The sequence below is a fragment of the Campylobacter australis genome (assembly GCF_050586305.1).
In the GTDB taxonomy this organism is placed as follows: Bacteria; Campylobacterota; Campylobacteria; order Campylobacterales; family Campylobacteraceae; genus Campylobacter_A.
The window spans coordinates 271599-288384 of sequence record NZ_JAXUAA010000001.1; the positions used below are offsets into that span (position 1 = coordinate 271599).

Genomic DNA, 16786 nt, shown 5'->3' on the forward strand with positions numbered 1-16786 from the left:
AAGCCGAGCCCGTCTTAAAACAAGCTCGCAAGTGCTTGCACGGGGTGCTTTGGCTTTACACCTTCAAATCTAGCAACTTGACTTCTGCAAGAGTAGCCTGTGACTAAACAGCGTGAAACATCTCTTAGTTTAAGTTTTGCGCCCCATGAGCTGTCATAAATTTCTTTTGAAATTTTTTGGTTTTTCACTTCATGTCCAAAAACACCAGCCATACCACAACAGCCGACACTCTCAACGCTTAGCTCTTGGTTAAAGGCTGTAAAAATTTCTTGCCACTCTTTTGGGCTGTTTGGCATTTCAGTTTGCTCTGTACAGTGAGGGAAAAGGTGCCATTTTGCTGAGTTTTTGAAATTTAAACCATTTTTTACCGAGATAAAATTCTCACTTTTTACACTGGTTTTTAGCCATTCATGAGCTGTTAGGACATGAAAATTGCCTAAGTTTTCGCCTAAAATTTCAGCGTATTCATCGCGATAACAAAGCACTATTGCAGGGTCTACACCAACTAAAGGCACTTCAAGCTTTGCTATGCGTGAGAGCATATTTGCTGCATTTTTGGCAGTTCGTGCAAACTGACGCAAAAAGCCTTTGATGTGTTGGGCTTTGCCGTTTGGCTTAAATGGCAAAAGTACTGGTTTAAAACCCATGCTGGCACAAAGTCGCACAAAATCAGCCACTACTTTTGCATCATAGTATGATGTAAATGGGTCTTGTACGATAAATATCATATCTTTTAGCTCGTCTTTACTTAATGCTTCAAGTTCATCAAGCGTCTTTTCATAGTTTTGCCCAAGCTCATCTTTTAAATTTGGCTTAGAAAGTGATGGTAGGGCGGTCATACCTATGGTTTTTTCTGCTAGAGTTTGTATAAATTTCATATTTGTAATGGCATTAAAAAACTCTGGCTTTTTTGCTAAAAACGGAGCGACACTTTCTAAATTTGCTACAACATAATCTTTTGGCTCTCTTAAATATCGTGAATGATAAAAATAGAAAAATTTTGAGCGAAAGCTTGCGACATCGATCTTTATAGGGCACTGACTAGCACAGGCTTTGCATGCTAGGCATGTGTCCATGGTATCTTTTACTTCGTGTGAGAAGTCGTATTTGCCCTGCCATTTACCTATAGTGTTGGTAAATTTCTGTGCTAAGTCACTTAGGTTTGGTGCTGCAGTACGAAAGTCTAAGTTCTCGGGGTTTATGCCGTTTTTACTAAGTAGTGTTAGCCACTCTCTTATTATACCAGCTCTTCCTTTTGGTGAGTGCAAACGGGAGCGCATGACTTTCATTGACGGGCACATAGTACTATCGGCATCAAAGTTAAAGCAAAGTCCATTTCCGTTGCATTCTAGCGCACCTTTGTACTGAGCTCTTGTTTGTTCTGGTATTAGCCTGTCGCTATCGGCTCGCATAGGAGAAAGGATGTCGTAAAGCTCATCGGTGCTATCTTGCGGAGCGCAAATTTTGCCTGGATTTAGGCGGTTTGTAGGATCAAACAAAAACTTGACATATCTAAGCTCACTCCAAAGCTCTGGTGTGAAAAATTTCTCTGCGTAACATGAGCGAATCCCTTTTCCATGCTCGCCCCACAAAAGACCACCGTATTTTGTTGTTAGTTCAGCCACGCTATCTGAAATTTGCCTAAAAAGTTTTACTTGCTCTTTATCGTAAAGATTAAGTGCTGGGCGCACATGAAGCACTCCTGCATCAACATGCCCAAACATACCATAGCTAACCCCATAACCATCAAGCAGTCCTCTAAACTCAGCGATATAATCTGCCAAATTTTCAGGAGGCACACAGGTATCTTCAACAAATGCAAGTGGTTTTGCATCACCCTTAGTCTTTCCAAGTAGCCCAACAGCTTTTTTGCGCATTGCATAAATTTTTAGTATCGAGGCTAGATTCTTGCATACTTGATAGCCTATGATCCCATCTTCATTATGTAAAATTTTAGTGTCTAGTTTTTGACAAAGTTCGCTTACTTTAGCATTAATAACGCTATCGTCATCTCCTGCAAACTCTACGATATTTAGCCCCAAAATAGGCTCTTTTTCTTCGCTTAAAAGCTCGCTTACTGAGTGCCAAACTATATCACTTTTGGCTAAATTTAGTACTTTTGAATCAACAGTCTCAACAGAAAGGGCGTTTGCGCTTACCATAAAAGGAGCGTTGCGTAATGCCGCGTCAAATGAGCGGTATTTTACATTTATAAGAGTTCTAAAATTAGGGATTGGCAGCAAATTTAGCGTAGCCTCTGTAACAAATGCAAGGGTGCCTTCGCTACCAGTTATAATGCGAGTGAGATTAAACTCGCTTTCATCATCATTAAAGACATTTTTTAGGTCATAACCAGTTAAAAATCTATTAAGCTGCGGCAGATCTTTTAAAATTTGCTCTCTTTTTTGCTTGCAGCGATTAAAAATCTCAAGATGTAAATGCTTACAGGTAGGGCTAAACTCGCTTAAATTTTGCTCAAAATTTTCACATTTTATAGCTCTTGTTTCAAGCTCTTCACCGTTTATTAAGACCACTTTTAGTCCAAGCGTATGATCTGATGTTTTGCCGTACCTTATCGAGCCTTGACCTGATGCATCTGTGTTTATCATGCCTCCGATGGTTGCTCGGTTGCTTGTTGAAAGCTCTGGCGAGAAAAATAATCCATAAGGTTTTAAAAAGGCGTTTAGTTCATCTTTAACTATGCCTGCTTGAACGGTTACTTTTTTAGCATTTTCGTCAAAGTGTAAAATTTTATTCATATACCTAGACATATCAACGATGATATTTTTATTTAAAGCTTGTCCGTTTGTGCCTGTGCCACCACCCCTTGGCGTAAAGCTAAGAGTGTTAAATTTTGGCAAATTTGCAAGTTTTGCTATAAGTGTTACATCATTTGTATCTTTTGGGTATAAAATCGCCTCAGGAAGTAGCTGATAAACGCTATTATCAGTCGCCATACTAAGGCGTTCAGAGTAAGTTTTGGCGATGTCGCCACTAAAATTTTGAGAGTCTAAAGCCTGCAAAAACTCCAACACTATGGCAGAAGTTTGCGGTACATCAGAAAGTCGTGGCAACATGCTAATCCTTTATATTAACACGAGTAACAAGTCTTAAACTCGTAAGCTGTTGGACGCGCCTCATAAGGCCAAACTTGAGTCTCAAATTTAAAATGCTGATAGTCATCTATAAATTTCGGCGTCATGATAGGGCTTAGATAGTCATTATCGCGGATAAGTGCCTCAAGGCTTCCACGAAGAGTGTGCGGAAGCTGCTCTATGCCACGCTCTCTAATCTCATCAAGGTGAAGCTTGAATAAATTTTCATCCATCGGACCCACTGGCTCGTATCTGTTTTTAACACCATCAAGACCAGCCATAAGCATCGCTGCAAAGGCTAGATAAGGGTTTGCCGTGCTATCAGGAAAACGCATCTCTGCACGAACTGATTTTTCTCCCGAACCATAAGGTATTCTTATGGAAGCAGAGCGGTTTTGGCTTGAATAAGTAAGGATAGACGGCGCTTCAAATCCCGGAATTAGGCGCTTATAGCTATTTGTGCTTGGGTTTGTAAATGCTGCGACACTTCTTGCATGCTTTAAAATTCCACCTATATACCAGCGCGCAAAATCACTTAAGTTTGAGTAGTTGCCAGCACCGAAAAATAGATTTTTCCCATCTTTCCAGATTGATTGATGTACATGCATGCCACTTCCGTTATCGCCATAAAGTGGTTTTGGCATGAAAGTCGCACTCTTGCCGTTTAGGTGAGCTACCATTTTTACAACATATTTATAAATTTGCACATTATCAGCAGCTTCAACCAAAGTGCCAAATTTTACCCCTATCTCACCTTGTGCTTGTGCCACTTCGTGATGTACAACAAACGGCTCAAGCCCAACTTGCTCAAGTACATTTACCATCTCAGACCTTATATCAACCATACTATCGATAGGTCCAGTTGCCAAGTAGCCTCCTTTTGTACGAGGGCGATGACCTGTGTTGTAGCTGTCTTTAAACTCTCTAGCGTCGTTCCATTCGCCCTCTTCACTATCTACTTCATACATGGCACAATTGGTTTTGTCTATGATTTTAACATTATCAAATATAAAAAATTCATTCTCAGGACCAAAATACGCCACATCACCCATGCCACTTTCCTTTACATAAGCCATAGCTTTTTTGGCTATCGATCGTGGGCATTTTTCATACATCTGACCTTTGTAAATGTCATAAACATCACAAAAAACCACAGCTGTAATATCTGATGTAAAAGGGTCTAAAAATGTGCTAATAGCATCTGGCATAAGTATCATATCTGATCTATCTATCGGTTGCCAGCCACCTGCAGAGCTTGCATCAAAAGGGATACCAACTTCAAAATTTTCTTTATTTATGACTTTAAAATTATATGTTAAAGTATGCCATCCTCCATTCATATCAGTAAATCTAAAATCCACAAATTTCACTTCATGCTCTTTGCAAAAAGAGAAGAACTCATCAACACTATTTACAAATTTTCCCATAATTTTCTCCTTTGGGTTTTTAATTTTTGTATTGTATCATAATTTTTTATATTTAAGCTTAATTTTATTTAAAAATCACTAGCAATTTAAAATTTTACAAAATGCCTATTTCGTTGCTCAAAAAATGCACACTTACTAAAGCCTATTTCTCGGGCTAAATTTTCACATTTTGCACCCTCAAAGCCTACTTGCTCTGGAGCGTGGGCGTCTGAGCCAAAGGTTATAGGTATGTCAAGTTCATAAATCATTTGTAGAATTTCACGGCTTGGATACTGTTCGCAAACTGGTTTTCTTAGTCCAGCTGAGTTTATCTCAACTACCAAATTTGCTTTTTTTATGGCATTTAAGGCATCTTTTGCTAAAATTCTTATATCAGTTTTTGGTAAAAATTTAAATATTTTCATAAGATCAATATGCCCCACAATATCAAATTTACCGTACTTTGCAAGCTCTTTTATGCAAAGAAAATAATCTTGCCAAATTTTATCTATATCTTTATTTTTGTATTCGCCGATAAACTCAGGGTTGTCAAATCCCCAGCCGCCTATAAAATGAACAGAGCCTATCAGGTAGTCAACTTTTCTTGTAAAAACTCGCTCATCCATAAAGCCATCCAAAAAATCAACCTCATAACCAAGTAAAATTTTTATGTCACTTTTGTAAATTTCTTGCAAATTTTTAACCAAATTTTCATACTCATCCATCTGATCAAAACTCATTCGATAAGCCTCATCAAAGTCCATTGGTGCATGGTCGCTGATACCATAAATTTCACATCCTATGGATAAAGCTTGCTTTATGTACTCAGTCTGCTCTTTAGTTGCGTGTTTGCAAAGGGTTGTGTGGTTGTGTAGATCAACTTTCATGAGCTGCCTTTTTTGCGTTTTTGTTATTGTATCACAAAGTGTTAAAGTTAGCTTTAAAAGAAGTGATAGTATAATCGCAGTAATTTTAAATTAGGAGCTTTTATGACCCAAGAGGAACTTGATGCCTTAATGGCTGGTGATCTTGATGATATTGTTGATGATACGCCAAATGAGTTAGAGCAGGTATCTATCAAGGAGGAAATTCTGGCTGAAGAAGCGCCAGCAAAACCAGTTGCTGCTGCAAAGATAGATGAAGATCTAGCTAAAAATTATAGGGTAAGCCCTGAGACTGCGTGGCCACCTCCACCGCCAACAGATGATCATAAGATGGTAAATCAGCTTGATGATGTAACGCGTGATAGTGAAAAAAAAGCAACTGAGCTTCTTGATAAGCTTGATACCATAAATAACTTTTTTATGGACAGTGAAAGTGCTTGCAATGCAGCAAAAAAAGATATTGATAAAAATATTGAAATTTTTACCACTTTAAGTGAAAAATTCCCAGCTATCGAGGCATTTGCTGAGTCTCTTGAGCGTAACAAAAAGATGAAAAAAAGTATGGAAAACACCATCGGTGATTTGCAAATGGGTCAAGATGAGATTATGATGGCTATGGATATGATGCAGTATCAAGATATACATCGCCAAAAAATAGAGCGTGTTATAAATGTAATGCGTGCTCTTAGCAAGTACATGAGTAGTCTTTTTGAAGGTAGGATAGATGATGAGAAGCGTGTTAGCTCGGCAGTGCATATCGCTGGAGATACATCGACTGAAAATCTTGTAAGTAATGACGATATTGAGGCTCTTATAGAAAGCTTGGGCAAAAAATAGTGCTTAGACCTGAAATTTTATCCCCAGCAGGCGATCCTACAAAGCTTCGTATAGCGTTAGAATACGGAGCCGACGCAGTCTATGCCAGTGTGGCTAGCTTTTCACTTCGCACACGCTCGGCACGCGAATTTGATCTGGCTAGTTTTGAAGAAGCTATCGCATATACACATGAGAAAGGTAAGAAATTTTACGCTACCATTAATGCCTTTCCTTTTAATGGACAGATCGAGCCGTTAAGGCGCCATATCCAAACTATCAGCAAATTTAAGCCAGACGCTTTTATTATAGCAACTCCGGGTGTTATGAGTCTAGCAAAAGAGATAGCGCCTGAGATTGAGATACACCTTTCTACTCAGGCAAATGTCATGAACTACCTTGACGCTAAGCTCTACCACGATATGGGCGCAAAACGCATCGTTGTGGCTCGTGAAATGAACCTAAAAGATGTGATAAAGATAAAAGAGTTAGTGCCGACCCTTGATATAGAAATTTTTATTCATGGTTCTATGTGCTTTGCTTATTCTGGTCGCTGTTTGATCTCTGCTGTACAGACTGGTCGCCAGTCAAACCGTGGAAGTTGTGCAAATGACTGTCGTTTTAAGTATGAGCTTTATGCTAAAAACCCTGAAAGTAACACACTTTTTCGCTTAGAAGAAGACCCTGAGGGTGGCACTCACATCATGAACTCAAAGGATTTAAATTTAAGTGCTCACATCAAGGATATCATAGACGCAGGCGTTATTGATAGCCTAAAAATTGAAGGCAGAACGAAGAGTGAGTATTATGTAGCGTGTGCGACTAGGGCCTATAAGATGGCGGTTGATGACACGATAGCAGGTAAATTTGATGCTAAAATTTATGCTAATGAGCTAAATACGCTGAAAAATCGTGGATTTACCGATGGATACTTGGTGCATCGTCCATTTGAACGCACCGACACGCAAAATCACTTAAGCTCGTTAGAAGAGGGTACTCATCAAGTTCATGCGATCAGCGATGATGGCAAGTGGTTTAAGTGTAAATTTAAAATCATTCCAAACGAAGCTTATGAGATCGTTACGCCACTTGGGTTTGATATTAAGCCTTGCTCAAACGAGATCGGCGAGATTTTCGCACAAGATGGTAAAATATGGCTGAAATTTCATAAAATCGAAACCAAAAAAGGTAAAATTTTAACTGAGATTCACAGCGGCAATGAAAATGAGTTTAAATCACCAGCGCGACTTTGTAAATTTAGTTTTTTAAGAAAGGCATTTAAATGAAATTTGTATCTATTATAATGGGCAGCAGAAGCGATTATGAGGTCGTAAATGAGGCTGCGAAGCTACTTGAAAAATTTAATGTCAAATACGAGCTTATCATTAGTTCCGCACACCGCAGTCCAGAGCGAACTCATGAGTATGTAAAGGCAGCTGAAGCAAAGGGCGCGCAAGTGTTTATCGCAGCAGCTGGTATGGCGGCTCATCTTGCTGGAGCTATAGCTGCAAATACAACGAAGCCAGTCATTGGAATTCCTATGGGAGGCTCAGCACTAAACGGTGTGGATGCGCTTTACTCAACTGTTCAAATGCCAAGTGGTATGCCTGTGGCAACAGTTGCTATCGGTAAGGCTGGAGCTTTAAATTCAGCCTATCTCGCTATGCAAATTTTAGCCCTACAAGATAGTGAGCTTGCGACAAAATTAAAAGATAATAGAAAAGAAAAACAAGAGGCTTTAAAGGCTGATTCGGCAAAGGTAGAAGTGATACTAAGGGGGTAAGATGCAGACTTTTTTAAAGATTGATGAGTTTTGCAAGTTGGTGCATTTAGAACGAGAAGTGATCGAGGGCATGATCGATCGTGGCGTGCTAAATACCAAGATCGAAGAGGACGGCGAAATTTTAATCGAAGCCAGTCAAGGCACGATGAGTGTTGTGCCAACCACAAGCAGCGATCTAAGCGTAAATATGAACGCAGTCGTGGGCGAGAGCTTCGTTGAAAAAACGATCGGTACGATATTAAATTTGCATGAAAAGGTGCTTGATGCCAAGGATGAAACGCTTGATGTTTTACGCAATGAGAATAAATTTTTAAAAGAGGCACTTTACTCGATGCAAGAGCTTTACGATGAAGACCGAAAGACTATAGATACACTAACGGCACAGCTTAAGCATTCGCAAGAAGAGATTGAGTTTTTAAAACGAAAATATAAATTAATGTGGAACAAGGCGGTTGAAAATTTCAATGGCTAGTTTGGTAAATTTATACGGTAAAGAGCTTGAAAGCTCGTTTGTCCAAGCCGTTAGCGATGAGATAAATCAGGTATTTTTACAAATCGGTGGCGATTGGTTTGTGGTCGTCGGCAAAAAAGGTGGCGAGAGTGTAGAATTTATCCCAAGTACTGATCCTATCACGCTTGATTTGGAGCTTAGAAGAATGCCAATGATAGCTCAGTTTGAGGGATTAAAGATAGCTGCTATAGAAAATATGGGCAATGAGTGGGCTGGAAGTGGCTTTCAGATTAGTTTTAATGAAATTTATGACAAAGGGCTAATTATTCAAAGCATTTACGGCGGAGCAAAGCCTGAGAATTTTGATGATTGCTTGCGTGTGGGCGTGGCAAATTATATTTATAAAATTTAGAGTTTGAGATAAATTGCTGGTTAGGCAAGGCAAAATTTAAATTTCTTAAATAAAACCAATGCTAGACAGATGGTCTAGTAAATTTAAATTAAAAATAGGGCAAATTATTGCAAGAATTTAGAAGTTGTGATGAGATAAAATGCTAGACTTATGGTCTGTGGCGTAAATTTCAAGTTCTTTTAAGATACTCGCAAAAAGCCAAAAAGGAAAAAGATGACATTTTCAGAGATTATTTTAACCCTACAAAATTACTGGCGCGAGCAAGGTTGCGTGATAGTTCAGCCTTACGATATGCCAGCTGGTGCAGGGACTTACCATCAAGCGACATTTTTACGAAGTCTTGGATCTAAGCCATGGGCGACTGCCTATGTTGCACCTTCTCGCCGCCCAACTGATGGCAGATATGGCGAGAATCCAAACCGCTTGGGTGCGTATTATCAATTTCAAGTTTTAATCAAACCAAGTCCAGAAAATATCCAAGAGCTTTATCTAAAAAGCTTAGAGCGGCTTGGACTTGATCTTAAAAAGCACGACATTCGCTTTGTCGAAGATAACTGGGAAAGCCCAACTTTGGGTGCTTGGGGGCTTGGATGGGAGGTCTGGCTAGATGGCATGGAAGTGACACAATTTACCTATTTTCAGCAAGTTGGTGGTATAGCGTGTGAGCTAATAAGTGGCGAGATCACTTATGGTTTGGAGCGACTTGCTATGTATTTGCAAGATATTGATAGCGTTTATGACATCGTTTGGGATGATAAAAACGGAGTTGTAACCTACGGCGATGTGCATAAACAAGGCGAGTTTGAGTGGAGCAAATACAATTTTGAAGTGGCTGATGTAAATATGCTTTTTGCTCAGTTTGAAAATGCATTTAATGAGTGCAAACGCTGCTTAGAGACTGAGATTTCACTACCTGCGTATGATTATTGTATGCTTGCGGCTCACACTTTTAATGTCCTTGATGCGCGTGGGGCGATTAGCGTAACACAGCGTCAAGACTACATCCTAAAAATTCGCGAACTTGCCAAGTCGTGTGCGATGACCTATTTAAAAAGTCAAGAAAAATGATAAAAATTGGTGAAATTTATAAATTTTTAGACGAGATAGCTGCGTTTGCAAGTCAAGAGAGCTGGGATAATAGCGGGCTTTTGGTGGGCTCATTTGATGATGAGATTGAGCGTATTTATCTTGCACTTGATATTGATAGTGAGTTTTTGCAAAATGCCATGCCAAACTCACTTATCATCGCACATCATCCGCTAATTTTTAAGGGCTTAAAGTCGCTTGATTTTACTCGCTACCCAAGCAATCTTATAAATTTAATGATTAAAAAAAATATAAGCTTAATTGCAGCTCACACAAACTACGATAAAGCCGTGCTAAATGAGTATTTTGTAAGTGAAGTTTTAGGACTTAAAATCACGCAAAAAGATGAGTTTTTGGCTTACACTGATGTTGATATGAGCTTTGATGAACTAGTAAAGTTTGTAAAAGCAAAAATGAACTTAGAAATTTTACGCTGTGTAAGGGCAAAAGAGCGAGTAAAACGCATAGCAGTTTGCACTGGCAGTGGTGGGGATATGATAAATTTAGTTAAGGCCGACGCCTTTTTAACTGGCGATCTAAAATATCATCAAGCTCTTGAAGCAAAGGAAAATTTACTAAATTTAATAGATATCGGACATTATGAGAGCGAGCGGTATTTTGGGGCATCTTTGGCAAAATATTTGCAAAATTTTAAAATAGAAGTTATAATAAGCGATTTTAAAAATCCATTCACGCATTATTAAGGAAAATTTATGAATAAATATCTACAACAAGTCGTTGAGCTGTCAAAATTTGATAAAGAGATCGACGCATTTACTCCACGCATTGAGAGCGTACAAAAATCTTTTAAAGCCGTTCAAGATGAGCTTGATGAGATTAACGCAAAGATTGAGCAACTTGATACAGACATAAAAGAGATGAAAAACCAAAAGTCATTAACAGATGCCCATATTGCTGAGTTTTCGGCAAAGATAAAAGATGTTGCTAAAAAAAGCGGATCGGCAAAGAGTGAAAAAGAAGTTAAAGCTTTAAATTTGGAAGAAGAGATAGCAAGAGAGCAACTTGAAGCGGCAAACGAAGAGATAGCAAGACTTGAAAAAATTATCGAAAACAAAGCAGCTAGCAAAACCGAACTTAGCGAAAAACAAGCCGAACTTAGCGAAAAACAAACACAGATTCAAAATGAAATTTCAAGTGAGCTTGAAGCGATAGAAAAAGAGCGTGAAGAGGTTTATAATAAAAAAACAAAACTTGTTGGCGAAATGAACCAAAAAATTCTTACATTTTATGAAAAAATTCGTAAATGGGCACGCAATACAGCTGTTGTTCCTGTTAAAAAACAAGCTTGTTATGGCTGTTTTATGCAGATAAATGATAAGACTTTTGCAGCTGTTGTGCATGGCGATGATATCGTTACATGTCCGCATTGTGGTAGAATTTTATATAAAGAAAACGCTTAAGACTCTGCCCTCGTGGTTGTGATTTACTACATTTTAGCCCTGATAGTTTGGATCTTTGGGGCTATTTTTTTACTTATTTTTAGTTTTAAAAGTAAATACAAACACTCTATCCCTGCAAGATTTTTTCTTTTTAAAAATCCAAGTTTTAAAGAGGCTCAGATTCATTTTCATGCATGTAGTTTTGGTGAAATTCAAGCTTTAAAGCCCATTATGCAAATGTTTGAAGATAAGGCTATTAGTGTTGTTACAAACACTGGCTTTGATGCGGCAAGTAAAATTTCTGCCAATACTCGCTTTTTGCCATTTGAAATTTTCTTACCATTTTGGCTAAAACCAGCTAAGGTTTTAGTAATATTTGAAGCAGAACTGTGGCTGATGCTAGTTGCAGTTGCCAAAGCAAAGGGTGTAAAAATTTTGCTTGTGAATGCGAGAATTTCGGATCGAAGCTATGCAAGGTATTTAAAATTTGCATTTTTTTATAGAAAAATTTTTAGCTTTATTGATGTTGTTTATGCTCAAAGCGAGCTTGACAAAGAGCGACTAGCTAAGCTTGGTGCAAAAAATATAATCGTAAATGGCAATATAAAATCAGCATTTTTGACTCAGCCAAGCAGAAATTTTACCAAACCAAAAGAGAGAATGATCGTCCTAGCTAGCACACACGAGGGTGAGGAGAAAATTTTACTTGATAGTATTTTGCCATCGCAAAATGACAAATTTATAATCGCACCACGCCATCCAGAGCGTTTTAGTGTAGTTGGAGGGCTTGCAAAAACTTGGGCGCAAAAACATAAAAAGAGCTTTGAGAAATTTAGCGAAAATCAAGATTTAAAAGCTGATGTGATCTTGCTTGATACGCTTGGAGAGCTTGTAAATTTGTATGCTGTTAGTGATATAGTAGTTCTTGGTGGTAGTTTTGTGCCAAATGTTGGAGGACATAATCCGATTGAAGCAGCACAGTTTAAAAATGCTATAATTAGTGGGAAGCATATATTTAACCAAAAAAGCTTGTTTGCTCTTTTAAAAGGCGTTTATAATGTAGATGCAAGCGAAGTTGATAGTTTATTAAAAAGTGAGCTAGAAATTTGCCAGATCGCCCAAAAAGGCGATGTAAATATAATAATCGATGAGATAAGGAGAGGCTGTGGCGCAGGAAAAAGCTTATAAACTACTTGCACTTCAAGAAAACATTTCAAACAACGAAGCAAAGGCGCTAATAGACGATGGACTTGTTTTTGCTAAAGGTCAAAAAGTATTGATAGCTCGTGGTTTAATGAGTGATACTACTAAATTTTTGGTGCAAAAACAGCCAAAACCAAATGTTATCCTTGAGGATGAAAATCTTTTAGTGATTAATAAACCAGCTTTTATAACTAGCGAAAAAATAAGCCAAATGTATAAATTTCCACTCTTGCACAGACTTGATAAAGATACAAGTGGTGTTTTGATGTTGGTAAAAAATTATGAATTTCAAAAAGCTGCAATTGAAGAGTTTAAAAAAATGCGCGTTAAAAAGGTCTATTTAGCAATAGTTAAAGGTATAGCAAGTGAGGAAATAACGATAAATGAGCCTATTTTAACGCTAAAAACTAAAGGTGGAGCCTACTCAAAAATTTCAAAAAATGGTAAAGAGGCGATCAGTCATGTTGCTCCACTTATGGTTGTTGGTAAAAAATCGCTTGTAAAAGTAGCCATAGACACTGGCAGAACTCATCAAATTCGCGTGCATCTAGCAGCTTTTAACCATCCCATCGTAGGAGATGAAAAGTATGGTAAAAATCGAGCAAACAGAATGTATTTGCATAGCTATTTGGTAGAATTTTTGGGGTATAAATTCCGTGCGGATTTGCCTAGTGAGTTTAGTGATTTTGGTTTTGAAATTTCAAGAAAATTTGAGATTTAAAGAGCAATAAAGAAAAAATTTAGTAAAATACGCGCTTTATAGTAAATTTTAAGAAAGGTAAAATTGTGTTTGAACAAATTAGCGAGTCTTTTAGATTAGCAGTTAGCAAAATCCGTTTTGTTGATGATGAAAAGGCACTTAAAAATGCTTTAGATGTGCTAAAAAAGGCGCTTTTAAAAGCTGATGTTTATCATAAGGTTACCAAAGAATTATTAGAAAAAATAGAGTTTGATCTAAAGCAAAGTGGTGTCGGTCAAAAGCAGTTTTTAGATGCTATAAAGGCAAATTTGACTGAAATTTTAACCGCTCCTGGCAATCAAGGCTTTGTTTATGCGCCAGTCGCGCCAACAGTGGTACTTATGTCTGGCTTGCAGGGTTCCGGAAAGACCACGAGTACTATAAAACTTGCAAATTATCTTAAGCTAAAAAAGAAAAAAGTTCTTGTTGCAGCGTGTGACTTACAGCGTTTGGCGGCAGTTGAACAACTTAGACAACTTTGTGAAGCAAATGATATAGATCTGTTTTTTATAGAAAATGAAAAAAATCCTTTAAATGTTGCAAAATTTGCCCTAAAAAAGGCAAAAGATGGACTTTATGATGTGCTTTTGGTGGATACCGCAGGACGCCTTGCGATAGATGAAACTTTAATGAATGAGCTAAAAGATGTGAAATCTGAGCTTAATCCGCATGAAATTTTCTATGTTGCTGATGCGATGAGCGGACAAGATGGTGTGCGAAGTGCCGCAGCATTTAACGAAGCACTTAAGATAAGTGGTGTTATCCTTTCGAAATTTGACTCAGACAGCAAAGGTGGTGTGGCTATAAGCATCGCAAAACAGCTTGGAATTCCACTAAGATTTGTTGGCAATGGTGAAAAGGTTGCCGATCTTGAAGCGTTTATACCTGATCGTATTGTAAGTCGCATAATGGGCGAGGGTGACCTTGCAACTTTAGTTGAAAAGACTAGCTCTATTATAGATGAAAAAGAAGCAAAAAGACTAAATCAAAAGATAAAAAAAGGTCAGTTTAACTTTAATGACTTTTTGGAGCAAATGGAGAGTGTAAAAAAGCTTGGCTCGATGAAATCACTCATCGGTATGATACCAGGGATGTCAAATGTGGCAAATCAGATAAAAGACATCGACCTTGATAACTCAAAGGAAATTTTACACATTAAGGCTCTTATAAACTCAATGACACAAAAAGAGCGTGAAAATCCTGACTTATTAAATAACTCTCGTAAGCGTCGTCTGGCAGCTGGCGCTGGACTTAGTCAAATGGAAGTTAATCGCTTTTTAAAGCAGTTTGAAAATGCCTCAAAGCTTGCTAAGAAATTTTCTGGCAAAGGTGGGGCTAAAGGACTTGCAAATATGCTAAGTCAAGCAAATATGAATAGGCCTAGATAAGGTTTAAATTTGTGCATTTTGTGCCTAAATTTAAGCATTATTAAAAAATTTTAAGGAGAAATATAATGGCAACCGTAGTAAGACTAACAAGAATGGGACGCAAAAAAAGACCATTTTATCGTATAGTTGTAACAGATAGTAGAAAAAGACGCGATAGTGGTTGGATAGAAAGCATTGGATACTATAACCCAATGGTTGAACCAGAAGTTGTAAAATTTGATACTGAAAGACTTGCGTACTGGAAGAGCGTAGGCGCAAAACTAAGCGACAGAGTAGCTAAAATAACAAGCAAATAATCTTTATGGTTGAAAATTTTTTATACGAATACGCTAAGCTTATAGCTGATTTTCCAGATAAGATAAAAGTTGAGCGTGTGGAGCTTGGTGAAAATTTTGCTGAGATAATTGTCTATGCTGATAAGGTTGATACTGGAAAACTTATCGGCAAAGATGGCAAAATGATAAATGCCATAAAAACTGTAATAATTGGCTTTAAAGCAAAAGATGCAACAAGTTACCGAGTAACGGTAAAAGCACTTGAAGAGTGATATTTTAGAGGTTGCGCAGCTTGGTAAGAGTGTTGGCTTAAAGGGATATGTCAAGCTTCATAATCGCAGCGATTTCCCTGAACAATTCAAAAAGGGCGCAAAATTTTTTGATAAAAGCGGCACCCAGCTTGTAATAAAACACTATAATAAAGTTCGTGGCGAAGTGCTGTTTGAAGACTTTGAGAGTGTTGAACTTGCAAAAGAGCTTACAAACCGAATGCTTTATACAACTATAGAGCAGACACGCAAAGATTGTAAGCTTAAAAAAGACGAATACTTTTATTTTGATATTATTGGCTTAAAAGTAGTGGAAAATAACGAAATTTTAGGTGTTGTAGATGATATAGAACAAGTATCAAAAGATAGCTTGCTTCTTGTTAAAACAGATGAAAAACTCACTCAAAATGGTTTTGCAAAAAGTTTTTACTTACCATATATTGATAATTTTGTTAAAAGTATTGATTTGCAAAGTAAAGAAATTTTAGCCATAAATGCAAAAGCTCTGCTTGAAAGTTCATGAATTTTAGTTTTATTACCCTTTTCCCAGAGCTTATCTCTTCATACTTCAGTGCTTCTATACTTAAAAAAGCAGTAAATAACAAAAAAATATCGGCAAATTTTATAAATCCCAGAGATTTTACTACCAGTAAACATCTAAAAGTTGATGAGTACATGGTTGGGGGTGGTGCTGGGCTTTTGATGATGCCACAGCCACTTAATGATGCACTTTCAAATTTGAAGCAAAATGATAGTAGTGTCCATATAGTTTTTTTAACTCCTGTTGGTAAAAAATTTACACAAAATGATGCCAAAAGGCTTTCAAAAAAACAGCACATCTGTTTTGTTTGTGGGAGATATGAGGGTATAGATGAGCGTGTGATAGAAAAGTGGGCTGATGAGCTTTTTTGTATTGGTGATTTTATCTTAACGGGTGGTGAGCTTGGAGCCCTTTGCCTCAGTGATGCGATAGCAAGAAATATAGATGGAGTACTTGGAAATAGAGACAGTTTGGATATTGAGAGTTTTGAGCTTGGTATGCTTGAGGCTCCATCTTTTACAAAGCCAGACTCTTTTGAAGGTAATTTTTTGGTTTCAGACTTTTTAAAGGGAAATCATGGTAAAATCCAGTCTTTAAAAAATAGGATGGCACACTGTAAAACAATGTTCTTCCGACCTGATTTATACAAAAACTTGACATAATTTAAGGAAAAACTATGAGAAATAAATACATTGAAGCATTTGAGAATGCTCAAATAGCACAAAAGACAGTTCCTGAATTTCGTGCGGGTGACACATTGCGTGTAGCTATTCGCATTAAAGAGGGTGATAAGACTAGAGTTCAAAACTTTGAAGGTGTTTGCATAGCTAGACGCGGAACTGGTGTTGGCGAGACTTTCATTATAAGAAAAATCGGTGCAAATAGTGTTGGAGTAGAAAGAATTTTCCCTATTTATAGTGAAAGCATTGAAGAGATCGTTGTTCTTAGAAAAGGCCGTGTTCGCCGTGCTAAATTATTTTACCTACGCAACTTACGCGGTAAAGCTGCTAAAATTCGCGAGCTAAGAAAATAATATATCCA

The 16786-nt window shown here is 37.6% G+C and carries 19 protein-coding genes; 16 read left to right on the forward strand and 3 right to left on the reverse strand.

Annotated elements, in window-relative coordinates:
- Positions 1-14 precede the first annotated feature (14 nt).
- The 3 genes from ydiJ to U5B17_RS01410 form a co-directional block, all read right to left on the reverse strand.
- Positions 15-3077, reverse strand: a complete 3063-nt coding sequence (gene ydiJ / locus U5B17_RS01400) for a D-2-hydroxyglutarate dehydrogenase YdiJ (RefSeq protein ID WP_430803581.1) — start codon at positions 3075-3077, stop codon at positions 15-17.
- Between the two features lie 14 nt (positions 3078-3091).
- Complete coding sequence (glnA, locus tag U5B17_RS01405; RefSeq protein WP_430803582.1) at positions 3092-4522, reverse strand: type I glutamate--ammonia ligase; 1431 nt, start codon at positions 4520-4522, stop codon at positions 3092-3094.
- Positions 4523-4608: 86 nt separating this feature from the next.
- Positions 4609-5388: a histidinol-phosphatase gene (locus tag U5B17_RS01410; protein ID WP_430803583.1), complete on the reverse strand. Its 780-nt coding sequence runs from the start codon at positions 5386-5388 to the stop codon at positions 4609-4611.
- A 102-nt stretch (positions 5389-5490) separates the two neighbouring features.
- Between U5B17_RS01410 and U5B17_RS01415 the strand changes: the two genes are divergently transcribed.
- The 16 genes from U5B17_RS01415 (at position 5491) to rplS (ending at position 16778) form a co-directional block, all read left to right on the forward strand.
- Positions 5491-6222: a chemotaxis protein gene (locus U5B17_RS01415; protein WP_430803584.1), complete on the forward strand. Its 732-nt coding sequence runs from the start codon at positions 5491-5493 to the stop codon at positions 6220-6222.
- Positions 6222-7484, forward strand: a complete 1263-nt coding sequence (locus tag U5B17_RS01420) for a peptidase U32 family protein (RefSeq protein ID WP_430803585.1) — start codon at positions 6222-6224, stop codon at positions 7482-7484. The genes U5B17_RS01415 and U5B17_RS01420 overlap by 1 nt, the downstream gene beginning before the upstream one ends.
- Positions 7481-7981, forward strand: coding sequence for a 5-(carboxyamino)imidazole ribonucleotide mutase (purE, locus tag U5B17_RS01425; protein WP_430803586.1), 501 nt, complete (start codon positions 7481-7483; stop codon positions 7979-7981). The genes U5B17_RS01420 and purE overlap by 4 nt, the downstream gene beginning before the upstream one ends.
- 1 nt (position 7982) lies before the next feature.
- Complete coding sequence (locus tag U5B17_RS01430) at positions 7983-8453, forward strand: DUF3972 domain-containing protein (RefSeq protein WP_430803587.1); 471 nt, start codon at positions 7983-7985, stop codon at positions 8451-8453.
- A complete protein-coding gene (locus tag U5B17_RS01435; RefSeq protein WP_430803588.1) occupies positions 8434-8844 on the forward strand; it encodes a hypothetical protein in 411 nt (136 codons plus the stop codon). Before U5B17_RS01430 ends, U5B17_RS01435 begins: the two co-directional genes overlap by 20 nt.
- A gap of 213 nt (positions 8845-9057) precedes the next feature.
- A complete protein-coding gene (glyQ, locus tag U5B17_RS01440) occupies positions 9058-9912 on the forward strand; it encodes a glycine--tRNA ligase subunit alpha (protein ID WP_430803589.1) in 855 nt (284 codons plus the stop codon).
- Positions 9912-10634: a Nif3-like dinuclear metal center hexameric protein gene (locus U5B17_RS01445; RefSeq protein WP_430803854.1), complete on the forward strand. Its 723-nt coding sequence runs from the start codon at positions 9912-9914 to the stop codon at positions 10632-10634. The genes glyQ and U5B17_RS01445 overlap by 1 nt, the downstream gene beginning before the upstream one ends.
- 9 nt (positions 10635-10643) lie before the next feature.
- Entirely contained in the window at positions 10644-11351 is a 708-nt protein-coding gene (locus U5B17_RS01450) for a zinc ribbon domain-containing protein (protein WP_430803590.1), read from the forward strand.
- Between the two features lie 12 nt (positions 11352-11363).
- A complete protein-coding gene (waaA, locus tag U5B17_RS01455) occupies positions 11364-12518 on the forward strand; it encodes a lipid IV(A) 3-deoxy-D-manno-octulosonic acid transferase (protein WP_430803591.1) in 1155 nt (384 codons plus the stop codon).
- Positions 12496-13254, forward strand: coding sequence for an RluA family pseudouridine synthase (locus tag U5B17_RS01460; RefSeq protein ID WP_430803592.1), 759 nt, complete (start codon positions 12496-12498; stop codon positions 13252-13254). Before waaA ends, U5B17_RS01460 begins: the two co-directional genes overlap by 23 nt.
- 65 nt (positions 13255-13319) lie before the next feature.
- On the forward strand, positions 13320-14660 hold the full coding sequence (gene ffh, locus U5B17_RS01465) for a signal recognition particle protein (RefSeq protein ID WP_430803593.1): 1341 nt from the start codon (positions 13320-13322) through the stop codon (positions 14658-14660).
- 65 nt (positions 14661-14725) lie between these two features.
- Positions 14726-14956, forward strand: a complete 231-nt coding sequence (gene rpsP / locus U5B17_RS01470; RefSeq protein ID WP_430803594.1) for a 30S ribosomal protein S16 — start codon at positions 14726-14728, stop codon at positions 14954-14956.
- Between the two features lie 5 nt (positions 14957-14961).
- Entirely contained in the window at positions 14962-15207 is a 246-nt protein-coding gene (locus U5B17_RS01475) for a KH domain-containing protein (RefSeq protein WP_430803595.1), read from the forward strand.
- The gene (rimM, locus tag U5B17_RS01480) at positions 15197-15727 is read left to right on the forward strand and encodes a ribosome maturation factor RimM (protein WP_430803596.1); all 531 of its coding nucleotides are present in this window, start codon (positions 15197-15199) and stop codon (positions 15725-15727) included. Before U5B17_RS01475 ends, rimM begins: the two co-directional genes overlap by 11 nt.
- Positions 15724-16407 carry a tRNA (guanosine(37)-N1)-methyltransferase TrmD gene (gene trmD, locus U5B17_RS01485; protein WP_430803597.1) on the forward strand — a complete coding sequence of 228 codons (684 nt, stop codon included), beginning with the start codon at positions 15724-15726 and terminating at the stop codon, positions 16405-16407. The genes rimM and trmD overlap by 4 nt, the downstream gene beginning before the upstream one ends.
- A gap of 14 nt (positions 16408-16421) precedes the next feature.
- Complete coding sequence (gene rplS / locus U5B17_RS01490; RefSeq protein WP_230056129.1) at positions 16422-16778, forward strand: 50S ribosomal protein L19; 357 nt, start codon at positions 16422-16424, stop codon at positions 16776-16778.
- The last annotated feature ends 8 nt before the right edge of the window (positions 16779-16786 follow it).